Annotated in this window: 14 protein-coding genes; 10 read left to right on the top strand and 4 right to left on the bottom strand. The window is 33.4% G+C overall.

Features of this window, described 5'->3' with window-relative positions:
* Window positions 1–236: 236 nt before the first annotated feature.
* The 7 genes from surE (at window position 237) to ftsZ (ending at window position 8040) form a co-directional block, all read left to right on the top strand.
* A complete protein-coding gene (gene surE / locus J0M08_03445; protein ID MBN8702091.1) occupies window positions 237–1010 on the top strand; it encodes a 5'/3'-nucleotidase SurE in 774 nt (257 codons plus the stop codon).
* Window position 1011: 1 nt separating this feature from the next.
* Window positions 1012–1305, top strand: coding sequence for a hypothetical protein (locus J0M08_03450; protein MBN8702092.1), 294 nt, complete (start codon window positions 1012–1014; stop codon window positions 1303–1305).
* A gap of 5 nt (window positions 1306–1310) precedes the next feature.
* On the top strand, window positions 1311–2441 hold the full coding sequence (lpxB, locus tag J0M08_03455) for a lipid-A-disaccharide synthase (GenBank protein ID MBN8702093.1): 1131 nt from the start codon (window positions 1311–1313) through the stop codon (window positions 2439–2441).
* A complete protein-coding gene (locus tag J0M08_03460; GenBank protein ID MBN8702094.1) occupies window positions 2431–3606 on the top strand; it encodes a SpoIID/LytB domain-containing protein in 1176 nt (391 codons plus the stop codon). Before lpxB ends, J0M08_03460 begins: the two co-directional genes overlap by 11 nt.
* A gap of 32 nt (window positions 3607–3638) precedes the next feature.
* Window positions 3639–5738, top strand: coding sequence for a ComEC family competence protein (locus J0M08_03465; protein ID MBN8702095.1), 2100 nt, complete (start codon window positions 3639–3641; stop codon window positions 5736–5738).
* Window position 5739: 1 nt separating this feature from the next.
* Window positions 5740–6264, top strand: a complete 525-nt coding sequence (locus J0M08_03470; protein ID MBN8702096.1) for a Smr/MutS family protein — start codon at window positions 5740–5742, stop codon at window positions 6262–6264.
* A gap of 144 nt (window positions 6265–6408) precedes the next feature.
* Window positions 6409–8040, top strand: a complete 1632-nt coding sequence (gene ftsZ / locus J0M08_03475) for a cell division protein FtsZ (GenBank protein ID MBN8702097.1) — start codon at window positions 6409–6411, stop codon at window positions 8038–8040.
* A 58-nt stretch (window positions 8041–8098) separates the two neighbouring features.
* Here ftsZ and J0M08_03480 read toward each other — a convergent pair whose 3' ends face one another.
* The 4 genes from J0M08_03480 to J0M08_03495 form a co-directional block, all read right to left on the bottom strand.
* Window positions 8099–9559 (bottom strand): hypothetical protein, encoded by a 1461-nt coding sequence (locus J0M08_03480; GenBank protein MBN8702098.1) that lies wholly within the window; start codon window positions 9557–9559, stop codon window positions 8099–8101.
* Between the two features lie 124 nt (window positions 9560–9683).
* Complete coding sequence (locus tag J0M08_03485; protein MBN8702099.1) at window positions 9684–11522, bottom strand: T9SS type A sorting domain-containing protein; 1839 nt, start codon at window positions 11520–11522, stop codon at window positions 9684–9686.
* Between the two features lie 53 nt (window positions 11523–11575).
* Window positions 11576–12184 (bottom strand): outer membrane beta-barrel protein, encoded by a 609-nt coding sequence (locus J0M08_03490; protein MBN8702100.1) that lies wholly within the window; start codon window positions 12182–12184, stop codon window positions 11576–11578.
* Window positions 12185–12309: 125 nt separating this feature from the next.
* Window positions 12310–14187, bottom strand: a complete 1878-nt coding sequence (locus tag J0M08_03495) for a T9SS type A sorting domain-containing protein (protein MBN8702101.1) — start codon at window positions 14185–14187, stop codon at window positions 12310–12312.
* Window positions 14188–14725: 538 nt separating this feature from the next.
* On the opposite strand from J0M08_03495, the gene J0M08_03500 reads away from it, so the two are divergent.
* The 3 genes from J0M08_03500 (at window position 14726) to J0M08_03510 (ending at window position 17160) form a co-directional block, all read left to right on the top strand.
* The gene (locus J0M08_03500) at window positions 14726–16213 is read left to right on the top strand and encodes a hypothetical protein (GenBank protein ID MBN8702102.1); all 1488 of its coding nucleotides are present in this window, start codon (window positions 14726–14728) and stop codon (window positions 16211–16213) included.
* Window positions 16214–16455: 242 nt separating this feature from the next.
* Entirely contained in the window at window positions 16456–16845 is a 390-nt protein-coding gene (locus tag J0M08_03505; protein MBN8702103.1) for a pinensin family lanthipeptide, read from the top strand.
* 102 nt (window positions 16846–16947) lie between these two features.
* Complete coding sequence (locus J0M08_03510; GenBank protein ID MBN8702104.1) at window positions 16948–17160, top strand: pinensin family lanthipeptide; 213 nt, start codon at window positions 16948–16950, stop codon at window positions 17158–17160.
* The last annotated feature ends 115 nt before the right edge of the window (window positions 17161–17275 follow it).

Here is a 17275-nt window from a genome sequence, read left to right on the forward strand (position 1 = left end):
AATCGATAAGTGCTTCTTACGATAAAGGAATTTTGAAGCTTATTATTGCCAAAAAAGACCACGCAAAAGTAAAACCTACAAGAGAAATTAAAATTTCTTAACAATAGTCGGTCGATATTTAGTGAAAGGCGCAATCCAAAAGGTTGCGCCTTTTTTAGTAGCTTTAGTACAACATTGGGTGCAAACTATTTAATGTGTTTGTTGCATGTCATGTATTAAAACTAAAGTAATTAGAGATGGGAAAGCCTTTAATATTGGTAACGAATGATGATGGATTTTATGCGCCAGGTATTGGAGCATTAATAGAGTCGGTTAAAGAGATTGGTGATGTGGTGGTAATAGCTCCGGATAAGCCTCAGTCGGGCATGGGGCATGCAATTACAATAAACTCTACACTGCGATTAAACAAAATGAAGCATTACGGAGTGCTTGAGGAGTATAGTTGTAGCGGTACTCCTGTAGATTGTGTCAAATTAGCTGTTAACAAAGTGTTGCACCGTAAACCCGATTTGTGCGTGTCGGGAATTAATCATGGACAGAATGCATCTATAAGTGTAATTTATTCAGGCACTATGTCTGCTGCGGTAGAGGGCGCTATAGAAGGAATTCCTTCTATAGGTTTTTCGTTGTGTGATTATTCTCACGAGGCAGATTTTTCTCCATCAAAAAATATTGTGCAATTAATTTCTAAACAAGTTTTGGCAAATAAGTTGCCTGAAGGCGTATGCTTAAATGTAAATATTCCTCCTGTACCAAGTGATTTGATAAAAGGCATACGATGGAGCAGGCAAACAAAGGGATATTGGGAAGAGGAGTTAGACGAAAGGTTGGATCCGAGTAACAAACAATATTTTTGGCTTACCGGAAGTTTTAAAAATTTTGAACCCAATAGTGAAGATACAGACATGTGGGCTGTTGATAATAATTATGTTTCTATTGTGCCCGTACAATTTGATTTAACTGCCTATACAGCATTTGAAAAAATGAAAGACTGGAATTTAAAATTGTAATATGGGCTTAAAATACAATACACAAAAGCTAGGGGTTTTGTTGGGGTTGATTGCTCCTAGTATAGCTTTTGGACTTTTTTACGTGATTAATTTTAGTCACATGCCATTTGAAAGTTTTATTACTAAAATAAAGTTGGCACATATTTATACTCCCTTAATTAGTTTGTGTGTAATTGCTAATCTGCCTACATTTTTTGGATTTATTTGGACAGAGAGATATTATTCGGCACGTGGGGTTTTGTTATCAACATTTTTGTATGCTGGATTGGTTGTTTTCTTAAAATATTTTACATAAAAAACGTGAAGTACTACATAATTGCTGGAGAAGCCTCGGGAGATTTACATGCCTCTAATCTTATCAAAGAATTAAAAAGGATAGATGCGAATGCTCAATTTAGATGTTGGGGTGGAGATTTAATGAAAGCTCAGGGAGCTCATGTGGTAAAGCATTACAAAGATTTAGCTTTCATGGGTTTTTTGGAGGTGGTACTCAATTTAAGAACCATTTTGCAAAATATTCGCTTTTGCAAAAATGATATTCTAATGTTTAATCCGGATGTGGTTATTTTGGTAGATTATCCGGGCTTTAACCTCCGAATTGCCGATTTTACAAATAAGAAAAAAATTAAAACGTATTACTATATCTCCCCTCAAATATGGGCATGGAAGCAATCTCGAGTGCATGCCATAAAAAGAACGGTGGATAAGATGTTTGTTATACTGCCTTTTGAAAGGGCATTCTATGAAAAATTTAATTATCAAGTTGATTTTGTTGGGCATCCTTTGCTAGATGCAATTCAGAATTATGAAACGTTGAAGGATAAGCATGCTTTTTTTTCTAAAAATGAACTTGCGAATAAACCGATTATAGCACTATTGCCGGGAAGTAGAAAACAGGAAATAAAAAGCAAACTTCCTATCATGGCTTCTGTTGTAAAATATTTTCCTGAATATCAATTTGTAATTGCAGCAGCTCCTTCCCAGTCGTTTGATATTTATCAATCTATTGCTGCGCAGCATGGTATCAAAATTGTTTCGGGACAAACCTACGATTTGCTTACTAATTCTGCAGCAGCATTGGTTACTTCAGGTACAGCTACTCTAGAAACAGCACTTTGCAATGTGCCGGAGGTAGTGTGTTACAAGGGTAGCTCTGTTTCGTATCATATCGCTAAGAGGTTGATTAAAGTGAAATATATTTCGCTCGTTAATTTGATTATGGATAAAGAGATTGTAAAGGAGTTGATACAAAATGAATTAACGGAAGAAAATTTGAAAATAGAATTACAGAAAATTATCAGTGATACGAATAAAATAGAATCTGTGAAAAAAAGTTATAAGGAATTGGAGCAAAAGCTTGGTGGGCTTGGCGCATCTAAGCGTTGTGCCGAATTAATGTATAATTATTTAACGCTGCAGAATGAAAAGTAGAGTGATACTTATACTTTTTTGTATTCTTCTTCAATCGCAAGTTGGGAAATCTAATTATCTATATATACGTTTATATGCGGATATCCCGCTTACTTATTTACAATTGTATCCGGCACAAGGCACTTATATTTTAAGTGGCGATGGAAAAATTATAAATAGTTTTTCAAATGGTAATTTTATAGAGATAGCAACTAAAGGAGATTCCTTGGTATTAAAACGAGAGGGAATTGTTTTTGGTGTTTATAAATCTTTGCTTTATTCGGGAGAAACATCGCTTAGAACATTTAAAATAAAGCCACTTGAGCCATTTAATTCGGCAACTCGCAATTACCACGATAATCTAGAAATACGAAGTGTAAATGGATTGTTGCGATTATTGAATATTGTTGATATTGAAAATTATATCGGTGGTGTTGTAGAGTCGGAGGGTGGAGGAAAGGCGGCTGTGGAGTATTATAAGTTACAAGCAATATTATGTAGAACCTATACGTTAGCGCATTTGCGCAGACATGAGTTAGAGGGTTTTCAGTTATGCGACCAAGTGCACTGTCAGGCATACAAAAGTAGAACTCTAAAAAAGGAAATTATAGACGCTGTTGAAGGCACAAAAGGATTGGTAGTTGTTGATTCCGACTTAAGTTTAATTACTGCCGCATACCATTCTAATTGTGGTGGTGAAACGGTTAATTCCGAAGATATTTGGTCGTTGCCTAAAAGTTATTTGCGCTCCAGAAAAGATAGTTTTTGCCTAGCGCAAACACAAGCCAATTGGGTAAAAAAGACAACTGCTCAGAAATGGAATAATTATGTTTTTTCTAAAGTAAACTCATTGCCAACGGATTGCACGATGGTTCGTACATACAGCCCAATATATTCGCAAGAAGAAACTCGAAAAACATATTACACGGTAGATAGTACTAGGCGAATTCCGTTGCGAGTAATACGCGATGATTGGCAATTAAAGTCTACTTATTTCTCTGTTGAGCAGAATGGCGATGAAATAATTTTGAAAGGAAAAGGTTTTGGCCATGGTGTTGGCCTTTGTCAGCAGGGAGCGATGGAGATGGCTAAAAAGAACTATTCCTATAAGGAGATTATTCATTATTACTATAAAGATGTACATATAGTTGATTTGTCAATATTAGATTTCTTTAGACAAGAGTAACATGAAGCCTCTGTTAATATAAGCAACTTTACATGTTTAGTTGGAGCTCAAATCCTTTTATCCGTCTTGTATTGTCTCTTTTAGTAGGCATTCTTTTGGGGATATTTGTTTTTCCTCAAATTGGATTTATTTCTCTTTTGTTTCCTTTGTTTTTTTGCATTTATACTTTTTTAATTTTCAACAGAAAAATTAATTCAACGTATGCCATTGCATCTTGGTTGGGAGTTGTAATTACCATTTTATTTATTTTATTGGGGCTATTGATAACTCAATTTAATAATGAATTAAATAGCTCCAAGCATTATCTATATAAAATTCATTTGAACGAACCTTCGACTTTTGTGGTAAAGGTTGTGGAGGCTCCCGTTCGTAAAAAATCTACTATACAAGTGGTCGGGCAGATAGAGGAAGTTTTTTCTGAAAAGGGAAAAAGTAAGACAATTGGAAAAGCATTGTTTTATATTGAGAATGATTCCGCACCTTCTTCGATAAACTATGGAGATAAATTGCTTATACAAGCTAAACTTTCATTGGTAAATGCGCCACAAAATCCTGATGAATTCGATTATAAACAATATTTATCCTACAAAAATATTTTTGCGCAAGCGTATGTAAAAAGAGATGTTGTAAAGTTAGTGTCTTCGAATAATGGTAATACGTTCATTACCCTCTCAAATAAATGCAGGTTTTATTTGTTGAACGAGATACAGAAGAATATTTCAAGCGGAGATGAATTTTCTGTCTTGTCGGCTTTGTTGTTAGGATATGAAAATGATCTTAGTCCGGATTTAGTAAAGGCATATTCTAGCTCTGGCGCATTGCATGTGCTTTCTGTATCGGGACTGCATGTGGCAATTATATTTATTGTATTCGAATTTTTCCTTTCTCTGCTTCCTTACTTTAAAAGGGCAGTTCGTTTTAGAACAATAGTTTTGTTGCTGTTGTTATGGGGGTATGCATTTATAACCGGACTATCTCCTTCTGTATTGCGTTCGGCCACTATGTTGAGTTTTGTTATAATTGGAAAATCACTAGACAGAAAAATTAGTGTTTATAATTCTTTAGCAGCGTCAGCATTTTTATTGCTCATCATAAATCCTTTTTTAATAATGGATGTAGGTTTTCAGTTATCCTATTTAGCGGTGCTGGGAATTGTGATGCTGCATAAAAATATTTATGCTTGGTGGATACCGGATAATTGGTTGGTAGATAAAATATGGTCGTTAAGTGTAGTTTCAATTTCGGCACAGTTGGCAACGTTTCCGCTTGGGCTGCTTTATTTTCATCAGTTTCCTAACTATTTTCTCGTGTCTAATTTATTTGTTATCCCTATCTCTACAATTATATTGTATTGTGGAATGTTTTATTTAGCAGTATCTCCTATTAATGCTATTGCTAAGCCCCTGGCGTACATTTTAGAGCAACTAACGTTTGCATTAAATCAGTCTGTTTTGATGATTGATAAATTACCTTATTCTATTTTCGAAAATATTCATATTTCTATTTTGCAAACTTGTTTGTTGTATTTGGGTGTAATTATTGTTACTACTGCGATTGTATTGAGAAAAAGAACATATTTAAATTACACCGTTTTAGTTGTGCTTTCGTTTCTTGTAACGGTTGTAGTTACTAAGATTCAGTCCGCCAGACAAAAACAACTAATTGTGTATGCTATTAAAAAGTACACTGCAATAGATTTTGTGAGTGGCAATAGATTGTTTTCATATATGAATGAAGTCGAAATTGGTAAATCGAAAATGGATTTTCATATCAACCATCATCGCAATAGTTTGTATGTAAATGCAATTACTCCACTTGTTAATGACACAATAATTCAGCCTGTATTTAAGAAACACAACTTTATTCAATTTTACAATAAAAGGATTTGTATAATAGATAGTACATTTAGTATTCCTGTTAATGATGTTAAGGTGCATTTAGATTTACTTGTTGTAAGTGATAATGCACAAATAGATTTGAAAACCATAAAACGTTATTTTATTTTTGATACACTTATTTTAGATTCATCTAATTCGTTATATTATACAAACAAATGGGAGACAGTGTGTAAGGAAAGTGGAGTCAAGTTTTACTCGGTTTTGAAGAGTGGAGCTTATATAGAAAATTTATAACATGTTTAGCAAAGGCGATAAAGTTGGTTTTTTAAATGAACGCGGAGGTGGTACTTTTGTGAAGTATGTGTCCAAATTAGTTGCTCTTGTTGAGATTGATAATGGATTTGAAATTGAATACGAAATAAAATACTTGGTTCCGGTTAAAACAGACTATAGTAAGCCCACAGTAGAGCAGCTCTATTTGTCAGCAGGAAAAGAGCGGCCTAAAAAGAACGTATTACTCAATAAAAGGAAATCATCTCCAGATGTATTAGAGGTAGATTTACATATTCATGAATTAATAGATTCGTATAAAAACCTGTCTAACTGGGATATGTTGCAAATTCAATTAGAGCATTTAAAAAGAAAATTGGAATTCGCTCAAAGGAGCGGTATTAAAAAGGTAGTTGTGATACATGGAGTTGGAGAAGGGGTTTTGAAGCATGAGATTAAGAAAGTTTTGTCGGGAATGACACGCTTAGAGTACTTTGACGCCTCATACAAAAAGTACGGGTTTGGTGCTACAGAAATTAATTTCAGATAAAAGGGTGCTAGTAAGTATTGCGCCTTAATTGTTGAAAATTATCCACCACAATTAACATTTCAAAGTTTATAAGTCTGGTTAAGCCAATGTTAAATGGGCTGTTGTAGTATTTAATTTTAGGAAAAACCTAAAAACTACCAAATGATGCAATTCGATTTACCAAAAGAACTATCTTCAATCATAAAGGTTATTGGAGTAGGCGGTGGAGGCAGCAACGCTGTGAACCACATGTTTAAACAAGGAATTAAAGGCGTTGACTTTATTGTTTGCAATACAGACCAACAAGCGTTAGATATGAGTCCTGTGCCGACTAAAATAGCACTAGGTGCTAGTTTAACAGAAGGTAGAGGAGCTGGCTCGCTTCCTGAAGTGGGGAAAAATTCAGCTATTGAAAATATTGAAGAATTAAAAGAAATTTTAGCAAAGAATACGAAGATGGTATTTATTACTGCCGGAATGGGCGGTGGTACAGGAACTGGTGCGGCTCCTGTTATTGCTAAAGTTGCAAAAGAACTTGGAATACTTACTGTAGGTATTGTTACTGTTCCTTTTGCGTTTGAAGGCAAAAAAAGAAAATCGCAAGCAGAGCAAGGAATTGAAGAGTTAAAACAATGCGTAGATACATTGCTAATTATAAGCAATGATAAGCTTCGCGAGATATATGGAAATTTAAAAATTATTGAAGCATTCGGAAAAGCAGATGATGTATTAACTACAGCAGCTAAGAGTATTGCTGAGATTATAACAGTTACATTACACGTTAACGTTGACTTTGCCGATATTGTAACGGTAATGAAAGATAGTGGAGTAGCTATTATGGGATCTGCAACTGCATCCGGAGAAAACAGAGCTATTAGAGCAGTAGAAAATGCTTTAGCATCTCCACTTTTAAATGATAATGATATTCGTGGTGCTCGATATATTCTTTTGAATATAACGTGTGGTAGCGAAGAAATTACAATGGATGAATTGGGTGATATAACTGATTTTATTCAAGAGTCTGCCGGACAAACAGCCGAAATCATTAAAGGTTATGGTGTTGATCCTGAGTTGGGAGATAGTGTGAATATCACAATTATTGCTACAGGCTTTAATACCAAAGGGTTTAAAACTCCTGGAATAGATACTGTTGCAAAGAAACAAGAGAAAGTTGTTCTTAATTTAGAAGAAACTCCGGTTGTTAATGTTGCTCCGGTTGTTACCTCTACAACAACTACTACCATTACAGAAAGTTTTGTTTCAGATACTACCTCAACAGTAAATGCAGAAATAGAGAATACTACTTCTTCGTTAGAGCCATTTTTGTTATCCACTAATGAAGAAACTATAATCGAAAATATAGTAGAGGAAACTCCAGTAAATTCATTTGTAAATCAAACTACTGATTTGAGTAATGTGGATGAGTGGAGTGGAGCTCCTATTGCAAATAAGAATGAGCACCCGGAGCTAGAATTTACCGTGCGAACTGTAGAGGCTTCCGAGCGTGTTGAAAATATCGAGAAAAAAGAAGAGCCGGTTCAAGATGTAGAGCAAATGCGCAAGGCGCAAGAGCGTATCAATAAGTTGAAAGAACTTAGCTTTAAACTTAAAACACCAAATGGCTTAAATGAATTAGAAAATGAGCCAGCGTATAAAAGAAGAAATGTGCAGTTAGATCAAGTTTCACATTCTTCCGAATCTCAAGTATCTAGATATACATTAACTCCTGAAGAAGGAGATGATAAAAAAGTAAATATTCGTCCGAATAACTCTTTTTTACATGATAATGTAGATTAATAAAAATTAGGTAGTTTTTCAAAAGGTGCTTGTAATTCGTTACAAGCACCTTTTGTTTTTATAAAAGTTTATGATGGTGTGTAGCAATTTTTTTACTCCATACTAAATCTGACACTAAATTTCCTTTATCTAATTCTTGATTAATTAGCTTGTTAGAGTATGTAATGTAGTTCGCCAACTCTTCTTTGTTGTTAAGAGCTTCATATAGTTTTACAATAGCAGAAAAATTGCTTGATTTGGTTAAATAAGTAACAAATTTTTCTTTTTTTAACAGCTCTGCAAGTTTTTCTTTTTTGTTCAGAATAAAAGCCCAACGAAGTTGCATCAGTAAACAGTAATTTTTTTCGTCCTCGTTTAGCTTTGCTATTTTGCTGTATAGCTCATTTAATTTATGAAATAACTCATTCGGATTAGAATGGTTTATTTTAGGAAAGCTGTGTGTATATATTAAACTTTCGGTAAGCAAAACAGTATAGTCAAATAGAATAGATTTTTGATTGCTATAAGCCGTGCGATATAAGTTTAAAAATTTAATACTTTCTTGGTATTTATCATTGTTAAGTAATACATAAATAGGCCAGTCTAAAACTAGTTTAGAAAAAAAGTGTTTGCTTAGGTAAACATTTTTGTGGAGTAGTTCAGATATGCGAATTGCATTATTAACACTTTCTAACATTTCGCCTTTGTTGAAATGATAAACCATAGACCAGTACAATAAATTCACCACTGAATATTTTTCGTGTTGATAGAAATATTGATAGATAGGTGTTTTAGGGTTGGTGTTAAATGTTTTTGTGAAATTTTGGAAATGTGTTTGGTATTGTCTTTGTAACAGACCTCGCTGCTTTTCGATTTTAAACCGTAAACAAGTTTCGTTGTATATAAGTGAGAAGCGATGGTATTCTTTGTTTTTTTGATGAATTTGTCTAAGCTGCTCCAGCCTCAGCTCTGTTTGTGTAGATTTTTTGTTGTTTCTAATGGATAGGAATAATTTATAACAACCATTTAATGTATAGAGTAGGTGGGATGCTTTTTCAAATTCAATTGCATTTTCTTCCACGTGAGGTAAACGCATGTTTGCCCTCAATTGCATTACATTCATTATAATTCTGGGTGGCAATTCAAAAATATTTCGTTCCCAACATTTTTTCTTTAATTGCTCTAATCGAAGTAGTGTTTTCTCTTGATTTTCTAGGTCGTATAATTTTGTTTCTAATTCTTGCAGTTCTAATTCTTCTTCGGGTAAAGTTTCTTTATCCGATGTGGTTTCAAGATCTTCTAGTAAACTAATTAATTTTGCTTTTAGTTTGAAGAATCTATTTTTAAGAACATTAAATTCTAAATCAGCATCATCTTTATAAATTGTACTTACCGCACTTGTAGTGCTATACTTACCTGATTCTAATAGGAGTACAAGTTCTTGTAGTTTTGGAGAATCACTTAGTTTGCTCTTTAAAATATTTTTTTGGCCCGGGGTTAGGCTGTTATATAGATGCTGTAGTTCTTTGTTTGGATTCATTGCAACTAACTGTTTACAGCCAAATATAAGATTTTAATGAATCGAAAGAAATGGAAAATGTGTTTCACGTTTCGAGTTCCGTGTTGTTTTTTATTAACACGAAACCCGAGACATGAAATAATTTTTATTGCTTGATTAATTTTTTGATTTCTTTATTGCCATTCGACACCACTTCTACAAAGTACATTCCCGCAGGTAGTTCAGAAACACTTACAGTAGTTTCTCGTTCTGCTATTGAGATAGTTTTTACGGCTACACCGCTGTAGTTGTAAATTGTTGCGGTAGTATTTTCAGTGTTCTCTCCTTTTATAGTTACGTACTCAGTTGTAGGATTTGGATATACAGCTACGCTAGTTGTAGATTCTTCGTTCGAAGCTTTAAATGCAATGTTATTATTTTCTTCTATTTGTTCTTCCGGTGATAAAGCAGTGCCATACATGTTATACTTAATCATAACCGGGCGATACCATCCATCTTGCACATTTACATTAGAAAGATTATGAGTTCCTGTTCCTAACAAATCAAAAGAGCCTAAAAATTCTGCAGATACTAGAACCGTTTTTTTACAGGCATGTATTTTTACATTCTGAACAGATGTAGAACCTGTATAATTTTGAGTCGGTATTTTATCTATAAAATTATCCCAAAGAATAGTTCCGGTTGAACATCGGTATTTTCTTAGCCAAATTCGGTTGTCTTCTGCGGTAATATTTTCCGCATCTTTTTCTCTAAGTGTATAAAAATTACCATAATTGTCTAGCGTTATTTCAGTTATTCCCCCATCCGAGTTCTCTGTTTTATGCCATACATAGTTGCCGGAGTTATCTAATTTTACGATGTACGCTGCACTTAATCCTGCTTTATTAACTGCCGTTCCCGGATTTACATCTATAGACATTCCTGTTGTTTGAGATGCTATATATGAATTTCCTTTCACATCTACTGCAAAATCAAAGCCTTCGTACGCATATTGTGCATCTATACTCTTCGCCCATACAAAATTACCTTGTGAGTTATATTTTGCAATTGCAAGAGCATAATTTGTATAGCTAGGTAAATTTTTAATAGAAGCAGATGGGTCAAAGTCAATTTTGGTTGTACCTGTTTGCAAATAGATACCTGCCATAAATATATTTCCGGCTTTATCCGATTGTATATTCTTAAACATTAAATCGTTTGATTTTACTTCAGCTATTTTTTTAGCCATCAATATAGTTAAGGTTGAACTTAACTTAACCAATACCAAATCTTGTTCTTTAGTAGTGATAGAAGTCCCATTACTGAATGTAAGTTTTCCATTGGAACATTTAATAAGCACAAGTAAGTTTCCGTTTATATCTGTATTTATACTTGTTATGCTATTATAATTAAAAGAGGTCGCTCCAAATTCAATTGACTTATTCAGCACACCTAATTCCGAGAGCTGCATAATATATAATTTATTGTTAGCAGACGAAAATGTTTTTGTATCGTACTTGAACTTACCCTCATACTTTCCGGCCACATACACTCCTTTATTGTTTCCTCTGGATGTAATAGCTGTTACAAATACCCCCGAGTTATTCGACAGAATATCATATTTTTTAGTCCATTTTAATTTCCCGGAATTGCTGTATCCATAAGATGCTATAAATGGTGTACCATAGTTATGTGGGTTTTCAAATTCGCCCTCAGGTCCATTCATCTTATCCTTTGATGGATCTACAATTTTTTTAGTAGTTAATGGATCAATATCTGCTTTGTCTTTTGCGTAGCCAACACGTATCCATTGCGAATCAATAGTATCAATTGTGGAATGACTCCAATCTACCATATCTTGTACATCAAAAGCGGCATCTTTATCTACACATTGAAATTGAAAGTTATTTGCCCAATTTACTGTAGCCTGAGCATTTGTTTTTTGTGATGTGGATGCTGCCAGTAGCAATGCTAATGCAGCTAGTTTAATTGTTTGCTTTTTCATGGTGTAATTTTGTTTGGTTAAGTTTAAAAGTTGTAGTTAATTAGTTGTCATAGTTACTTCCTACCGAAAAAAAAGTGTAGTCCAGCTGAGAAAGTACAAGTGTTTGATTGTGAAATTTTCTGCTTAGTCATAAGAGTTCTTTGGTGACTATAGTTTATAATTCCTTCCAAAGAAACGTGTGGGTTGAGAAAATATGCATAACCAACTCCTCCTCCTAAATAGAATCCATTATAAAAGCTGAAGCTAGCATCATACTTGCCAATACCAGCCAGTGCATTAAGTAGAAAACCATTGTTAAAATAGTATTTTGTGTACCCCCCTAACCCTATTCCTATTGATGGAGAGCCACTGTTTTTTGAAAAGGAACCACCATAAGAAAGACTAGGATTAATACCAATTACTAATCCATTTGAGATGAACTTTCCGATACTTGGACTGACTTCTAGAAACAGTGTCTTAAATTCCCAATCGTCTCCAATTGAATAGTTACTGGTATTGTTGTTATATACTGTAGATTCATCATAACTTCCAGTAATTTCCCCTCCTATTTGCCACTTCCCTTTATTAATAGGTTTTTCGAAAGGTTCTGTTTTTATTGGATTTTGTGCTATTATATTTGTTGCAAATGCTATTATGTAAATTAATATTAATCTTGTTTTCATGTTTTTGGGTTTTAGTTTGTCAGTTTTTTAATTCTAGTTTTTATAATTTTGAAGGTTAAAAAGTTTAAAAAGTTTTTTATTCAACTTTCGTGACTTTCCTAACCTTCAAAACCTTCCTAACTAATTCATTGCTTTACTATTTTCTTGATTTCTTTGGCACCGTTCGATACTATTTCTACAATGTACATTCCCGCAGGTAGTTCAGAAATACTTACCGTAGTTTCTAATTCTTCTATAGTAATTGTTTTTGCGGTTACACCACTGTAGTTGTAAATTGTTGCGGTAGTGTTTTCTGTATTCTCAACTTTTATCGTTACAAAATCTGCAGCAGGATTAGGATATACAGCTACCTGTAAAGTAGTTTTTTCTAAACCGGTTTTGAATGCTATATTGCTACCCTCTTCTACTTGGTCTTCCGGAGATAAAGCCGCACCACTTAAGGTATATTTTACTATGCAACTATTGTATTCATTTCCGCTTACTTTAATTGTTTGAAGCGGATTGCCTACCAAAACAGAGTATTTATTTGCATGAGGGCCTAATAAAGCTGTAGCATACACACCATTTTTGTGCCCATAAATTCCTTCTCCTTCCACAGAATAACCATTGATACTATTCATAATACTGTTTTTCCACACCTCAGCCATAGTACCTGCTGTTTTTATTTTAGACATAAACATTCTTTTGTACAACCAATCTGAAGTTGAAACTACATTTAAGCCATAAGCCATGTATATATTATTATTACCATCCATATGCACTTGAAAATCATCAACATATTGTGCTGCTCTATTAGTAGCTAAGTGGCTTACATAATTCATGTTCTTATCGTACTTTGCAACCAATTGAGAAGAAACTCCTTGTGCCGGAATAATTTTTATTGTTGGCGAAATAATAGCTGTATCAGAGCTTCCTACAACAGAAATGCAATAAATGTTTGACATTTTATCTATTTGCATTTTAAAATATTTTTTAAACATAGATTGCTTTTTCCAAACTACACCGCTTAAATTAGGGTTATATTTAACTAGGAAAATACCATCTTGATCTGCAACTAGATTATTGGCAATAGGATCCACAGCTGTAGATGGATTCAAATCAATAGCCAAATTATTTGATTTGTAGACCGATAACTTAGTTACAATATTTCCGGATGCATCAGTTTTCATTTCATCAACAGCAACGCTATTTCCATTAGTCTCTATTATAGTATGACTTAGGTATTTCAAGCTTCCATCAAATCGAATAATTGCAACGCCCTTTTCTTTTAGCGTTATATTTTTTGAGTAGGTAGAACTTTTAATTATATAATGCGAAGAACTATTTTCCGTAATTTCTAATGATATAGCTACTATTAAATCGCCATTTTTAGCAGTAGTAATGGAGTTGATTACAACCTTAGACTCATCAGTAGGATTTGCCGGAACAATAAATGCTTTTGATACTAAATTACCCGAGCTATTTAGTCGTAATAAAAATAAATCTTCGCTAGCAAAATTTCCTTTAGTAATAGAAGTAAAAATGGTTGACTTATACTTAAATTTGCCCTTATACCTACCACCAACATACGTTCCGTCTGATTTACCTACTTCTTTTAAATGATCGGGTAATACAAATCCGGAAATTGGTTCTAATTTATTTACCCATTTAAACTGACCAGATACTGTACTATAAGCCGAAACAACGGGAGTGCCAGCATCTGCATGCTCATTCTCGCCAAACGTATAATTGTTAGCCGCCCCTGCTTTTACTAATGTTTTTATATTTTTATCGGGATTAAAATCCACTCCTGTTTTACTAGTAACGGAAGATTGGTAATAGATTTGACCGGCTATTGTATCAAAACTAGATAAGAGCCAAGTAACATTTTCTCCCCAATGGTGGATGGCATCTCCCTGAAATTGTTGTTTCCAAGCTACCGTAGCTTGTGCATGTGATTTTTGTGATGTAGTTGCTGCCAATAGCAATGCTAGTGCAGCAGCCTTAATGGTTTGCTTTTTCATGGTTATAAATTTGGTTTGTTAAGTTGCAGCAAAACTACTTTCGTAAATAGGTGATTACAACTGCTGTGTTTTTTGTTGCGACAGTCAAGTACAATTAATGATGATTTTTATTTGAAAATCATGTAGTTGAGTTGAGCAAGGTTAGCTCACGAAAAATAAATTAGTTCGAGATTTGCTAAAAAATAAGGGCTGTTAAATCAAGTTAACGCCTAACCTTTAACTTGAAAAACAGCCCTAGACCTCATAAAACAAAAGAACATACTACAAATGTATTTTTGTTTTTACATTTAATCTATTCGTGTGTTTTTTAATTAAACACTCAGATTGCCAATTTAATTTGTACTACCTCATTTTCAATGCGCTTGGCTATTAAAAAGGAGTTCACAGTTTTTTTGCTTGTTAATTTTAATTATTCTACTAACTTCATCTGTAAATAATTTTTTAACGTTTACTTGTCAAGTGGAATAGTCAATATATTCATGCTGGATTGTTTGTCTGAGACAGATAGCGATTTCATTTTTAATAATTTTGATTGCAAATGAAACATAATAGAGACTTACAAATAATATTTAATAAATTAACAGTAAGTCAGCTCTTGCAAGTAAGGGCTAAAGTGGCAGATGCGCCTAAGCTTTTACAACTTGTTCAGATTTTAGAAAGTAATCAGTACAACGAGAATTTTGCTATTAATCGCATATACAAAGATGAAATTGCTGCAGATGAAATGACTGCAGTGCGAAATCGTTTTTTTAAATTAAGAGCTAAGTTGCTAGAGTTGTTAGATTCTATTTCGAATTCAGAGTTTAATCCTATTTCGGAAGAGGAGGAGCGCTACAAAGAGTTGGTAGTTCAATCGTATGATATAGCAAGTATGTCTTTTGTGCTGGGTGAATTTTTAAAGTTGGAAGAGCAGTGTTGGAAAAAGAATCAGTTTGAATTATTGGTTCCATTGTTATCTCAAATTATAAGACTTAAAACACGCCTCAGAATGCGTTGGGGTGATGATGAGTATAAGAAATTGGAAATTGCCAATAAACTCAATTTTGAAGTTACCAACTGTTACCTCACTTCATTACAATGTGGCTTGTACGTTTCTCATCACGAAAATTTTGATAAAGTTGGAGATCTGATTAATTATCTACGACAGCTTGCCCATAAGTACAAAGAGTATCCTCGATTTAGTTTTATTTATCATTGGGCAGCACTTAATTATAAACTGTTTGCCTATCATGGAAGCAAGCAAGAGCTTTTTAAAAAGCATTACCATACATTGAAAAATATATTTGATACAAATCCTGAAGTTCCACTTTTTTTTGACGGGAGGTATAAGACAGAGCAGTTTAATGAATCTCTGTTGTTTTTTAATGGACTGTATTATTTTAATATTGGAGATTTGAACGAATCCGAGAATCAGATTAATAAATTAATTGACCTTTATAATACGGGTACTCCATTATCTCGAACTTTTTTGGCGAACGGGAATATAGAATTAATTATAATGCTTAAAACTATTAGAAATAAAGAAAAAGATGTTGCAAAAGTGATTGCATTATATGAAAAAACATTTGGACTTGCGGATGCTATTCACAAAAGTAATTTAGCTGTATTCAAATCACTTGCCTACTTTTTATCTTCTACACAAAATTTTTCAAAAAATGCAAAGGAGTTAATTCCGTCATTAAGGGAGGCTGTTTCTTTTTATAAAGAGATTAATCATTTTCGATTTTCTTTTTCTCTTGAAGCACTTGCTATGCTTTTGTTTATAAATGGGAATAAAACGGAGGTTGAAGAAATTTTTGATAAAACGTCCGATTTTAAGAAGCACATGGATCCGACAATTTATAATGAATTAGAAATTTTTCACACAGCATTTTTATCTGATAATAATGCACAGATTGCTTATTTAGAGTATATACAAAAGCGTATAATTAAAGAAGAGGGGCAAGGTTTTTTTTGGTTGAAGTTGAAAGTAATTGCTAACATAATTAGTTACTATGAGAGAATAAATTTAAAATTATCTAAGTAACGCAACATGTCCTACATAACGATGATGCTTCCCAAAAAGATTTGTCAGCGACCTTTTGCTCAAATATACAGATGTTTTTAGTTGTTGTAAATCTTTCTATGAGTTCAGTAAAATAAATCTATTTGATTGATATTCAACTCCCTTCTTTTGTTTTTTTTTCTTGTTTGTTTTTTGTTAAAACACGGTAGATGACTTTTCTTTAAGTGAGTGCTACATTGCATATAACTTTAAAAATTATTGTTATGAGGAATAAATTATCACTTCAGGAAATTCAAGTTAAAAGCTTTGTGACAAACTTACATTCAGTTGAAAAGCAAACTATCGGTGGCGGAAATATTGCTATTGCAAGTGCAGCAGTATCGGCAACAACAACTGCTACAGTAACAACGCCAGCACCTACGGTTAATTGTACAGTTGCATATGGAACCGCTGTGGCCGGTTTAACCTGTGTTATTGTGGATGAAATGAATGAGAACAATACTTTTACAATTGGAGAGGGAGTTTCCAATGCTGTTTGTGCAGATTCACATAATATTTTTTGTGGAGGCATGCAAACACAAAATATTGGAGGCTGTATGATTGTAAGTTTTGTTGGAGGAACTGGAGCTTGCTTAAGTGCTAAATTATGTTAGCCAAAGACTTGTGCTATCTGTAATATTGTATAATATGAGAGAGCATCCCCCTTTTTGGTATCAACTACAATGGACTTTATTTTAAAATTAAAATCTAATTCTATGAGAAAAACTGTAAAACTAAACTTACAAGAACTAGTAGTTCAGAGTTTCGTAACAACTATTCCTAACAAAAATAAAATAACTATTAATGGGGGTGCTACTAATACAGCTTTTATGTATGGTGCAATGAATCTAGTATCAGAAAGTGTATTCGGAGTAGGTGTAAATTTTAGTACGTTTAATACAGGAGGCGCTGGAAATACTAGTATATAATATATGAAACTTGACGTGAAGACAATATTATTATGTATTAGAAAGGGCTGTATTTAATAGCGATAATTTCACTTCAAAATTATCTACATGAATTTACTTTTGTTAAAAATTTTTT

Source organism: Bacteroidota bacterium (genome assembly GCA_017303975.1).
In the GTDB taxonomy this organism is placed as follows: domain Bacteria; phylum Bacteroidota; class Bacteroidia; order JAFLBG01; family JAFLBG01; genus JAFLBG01.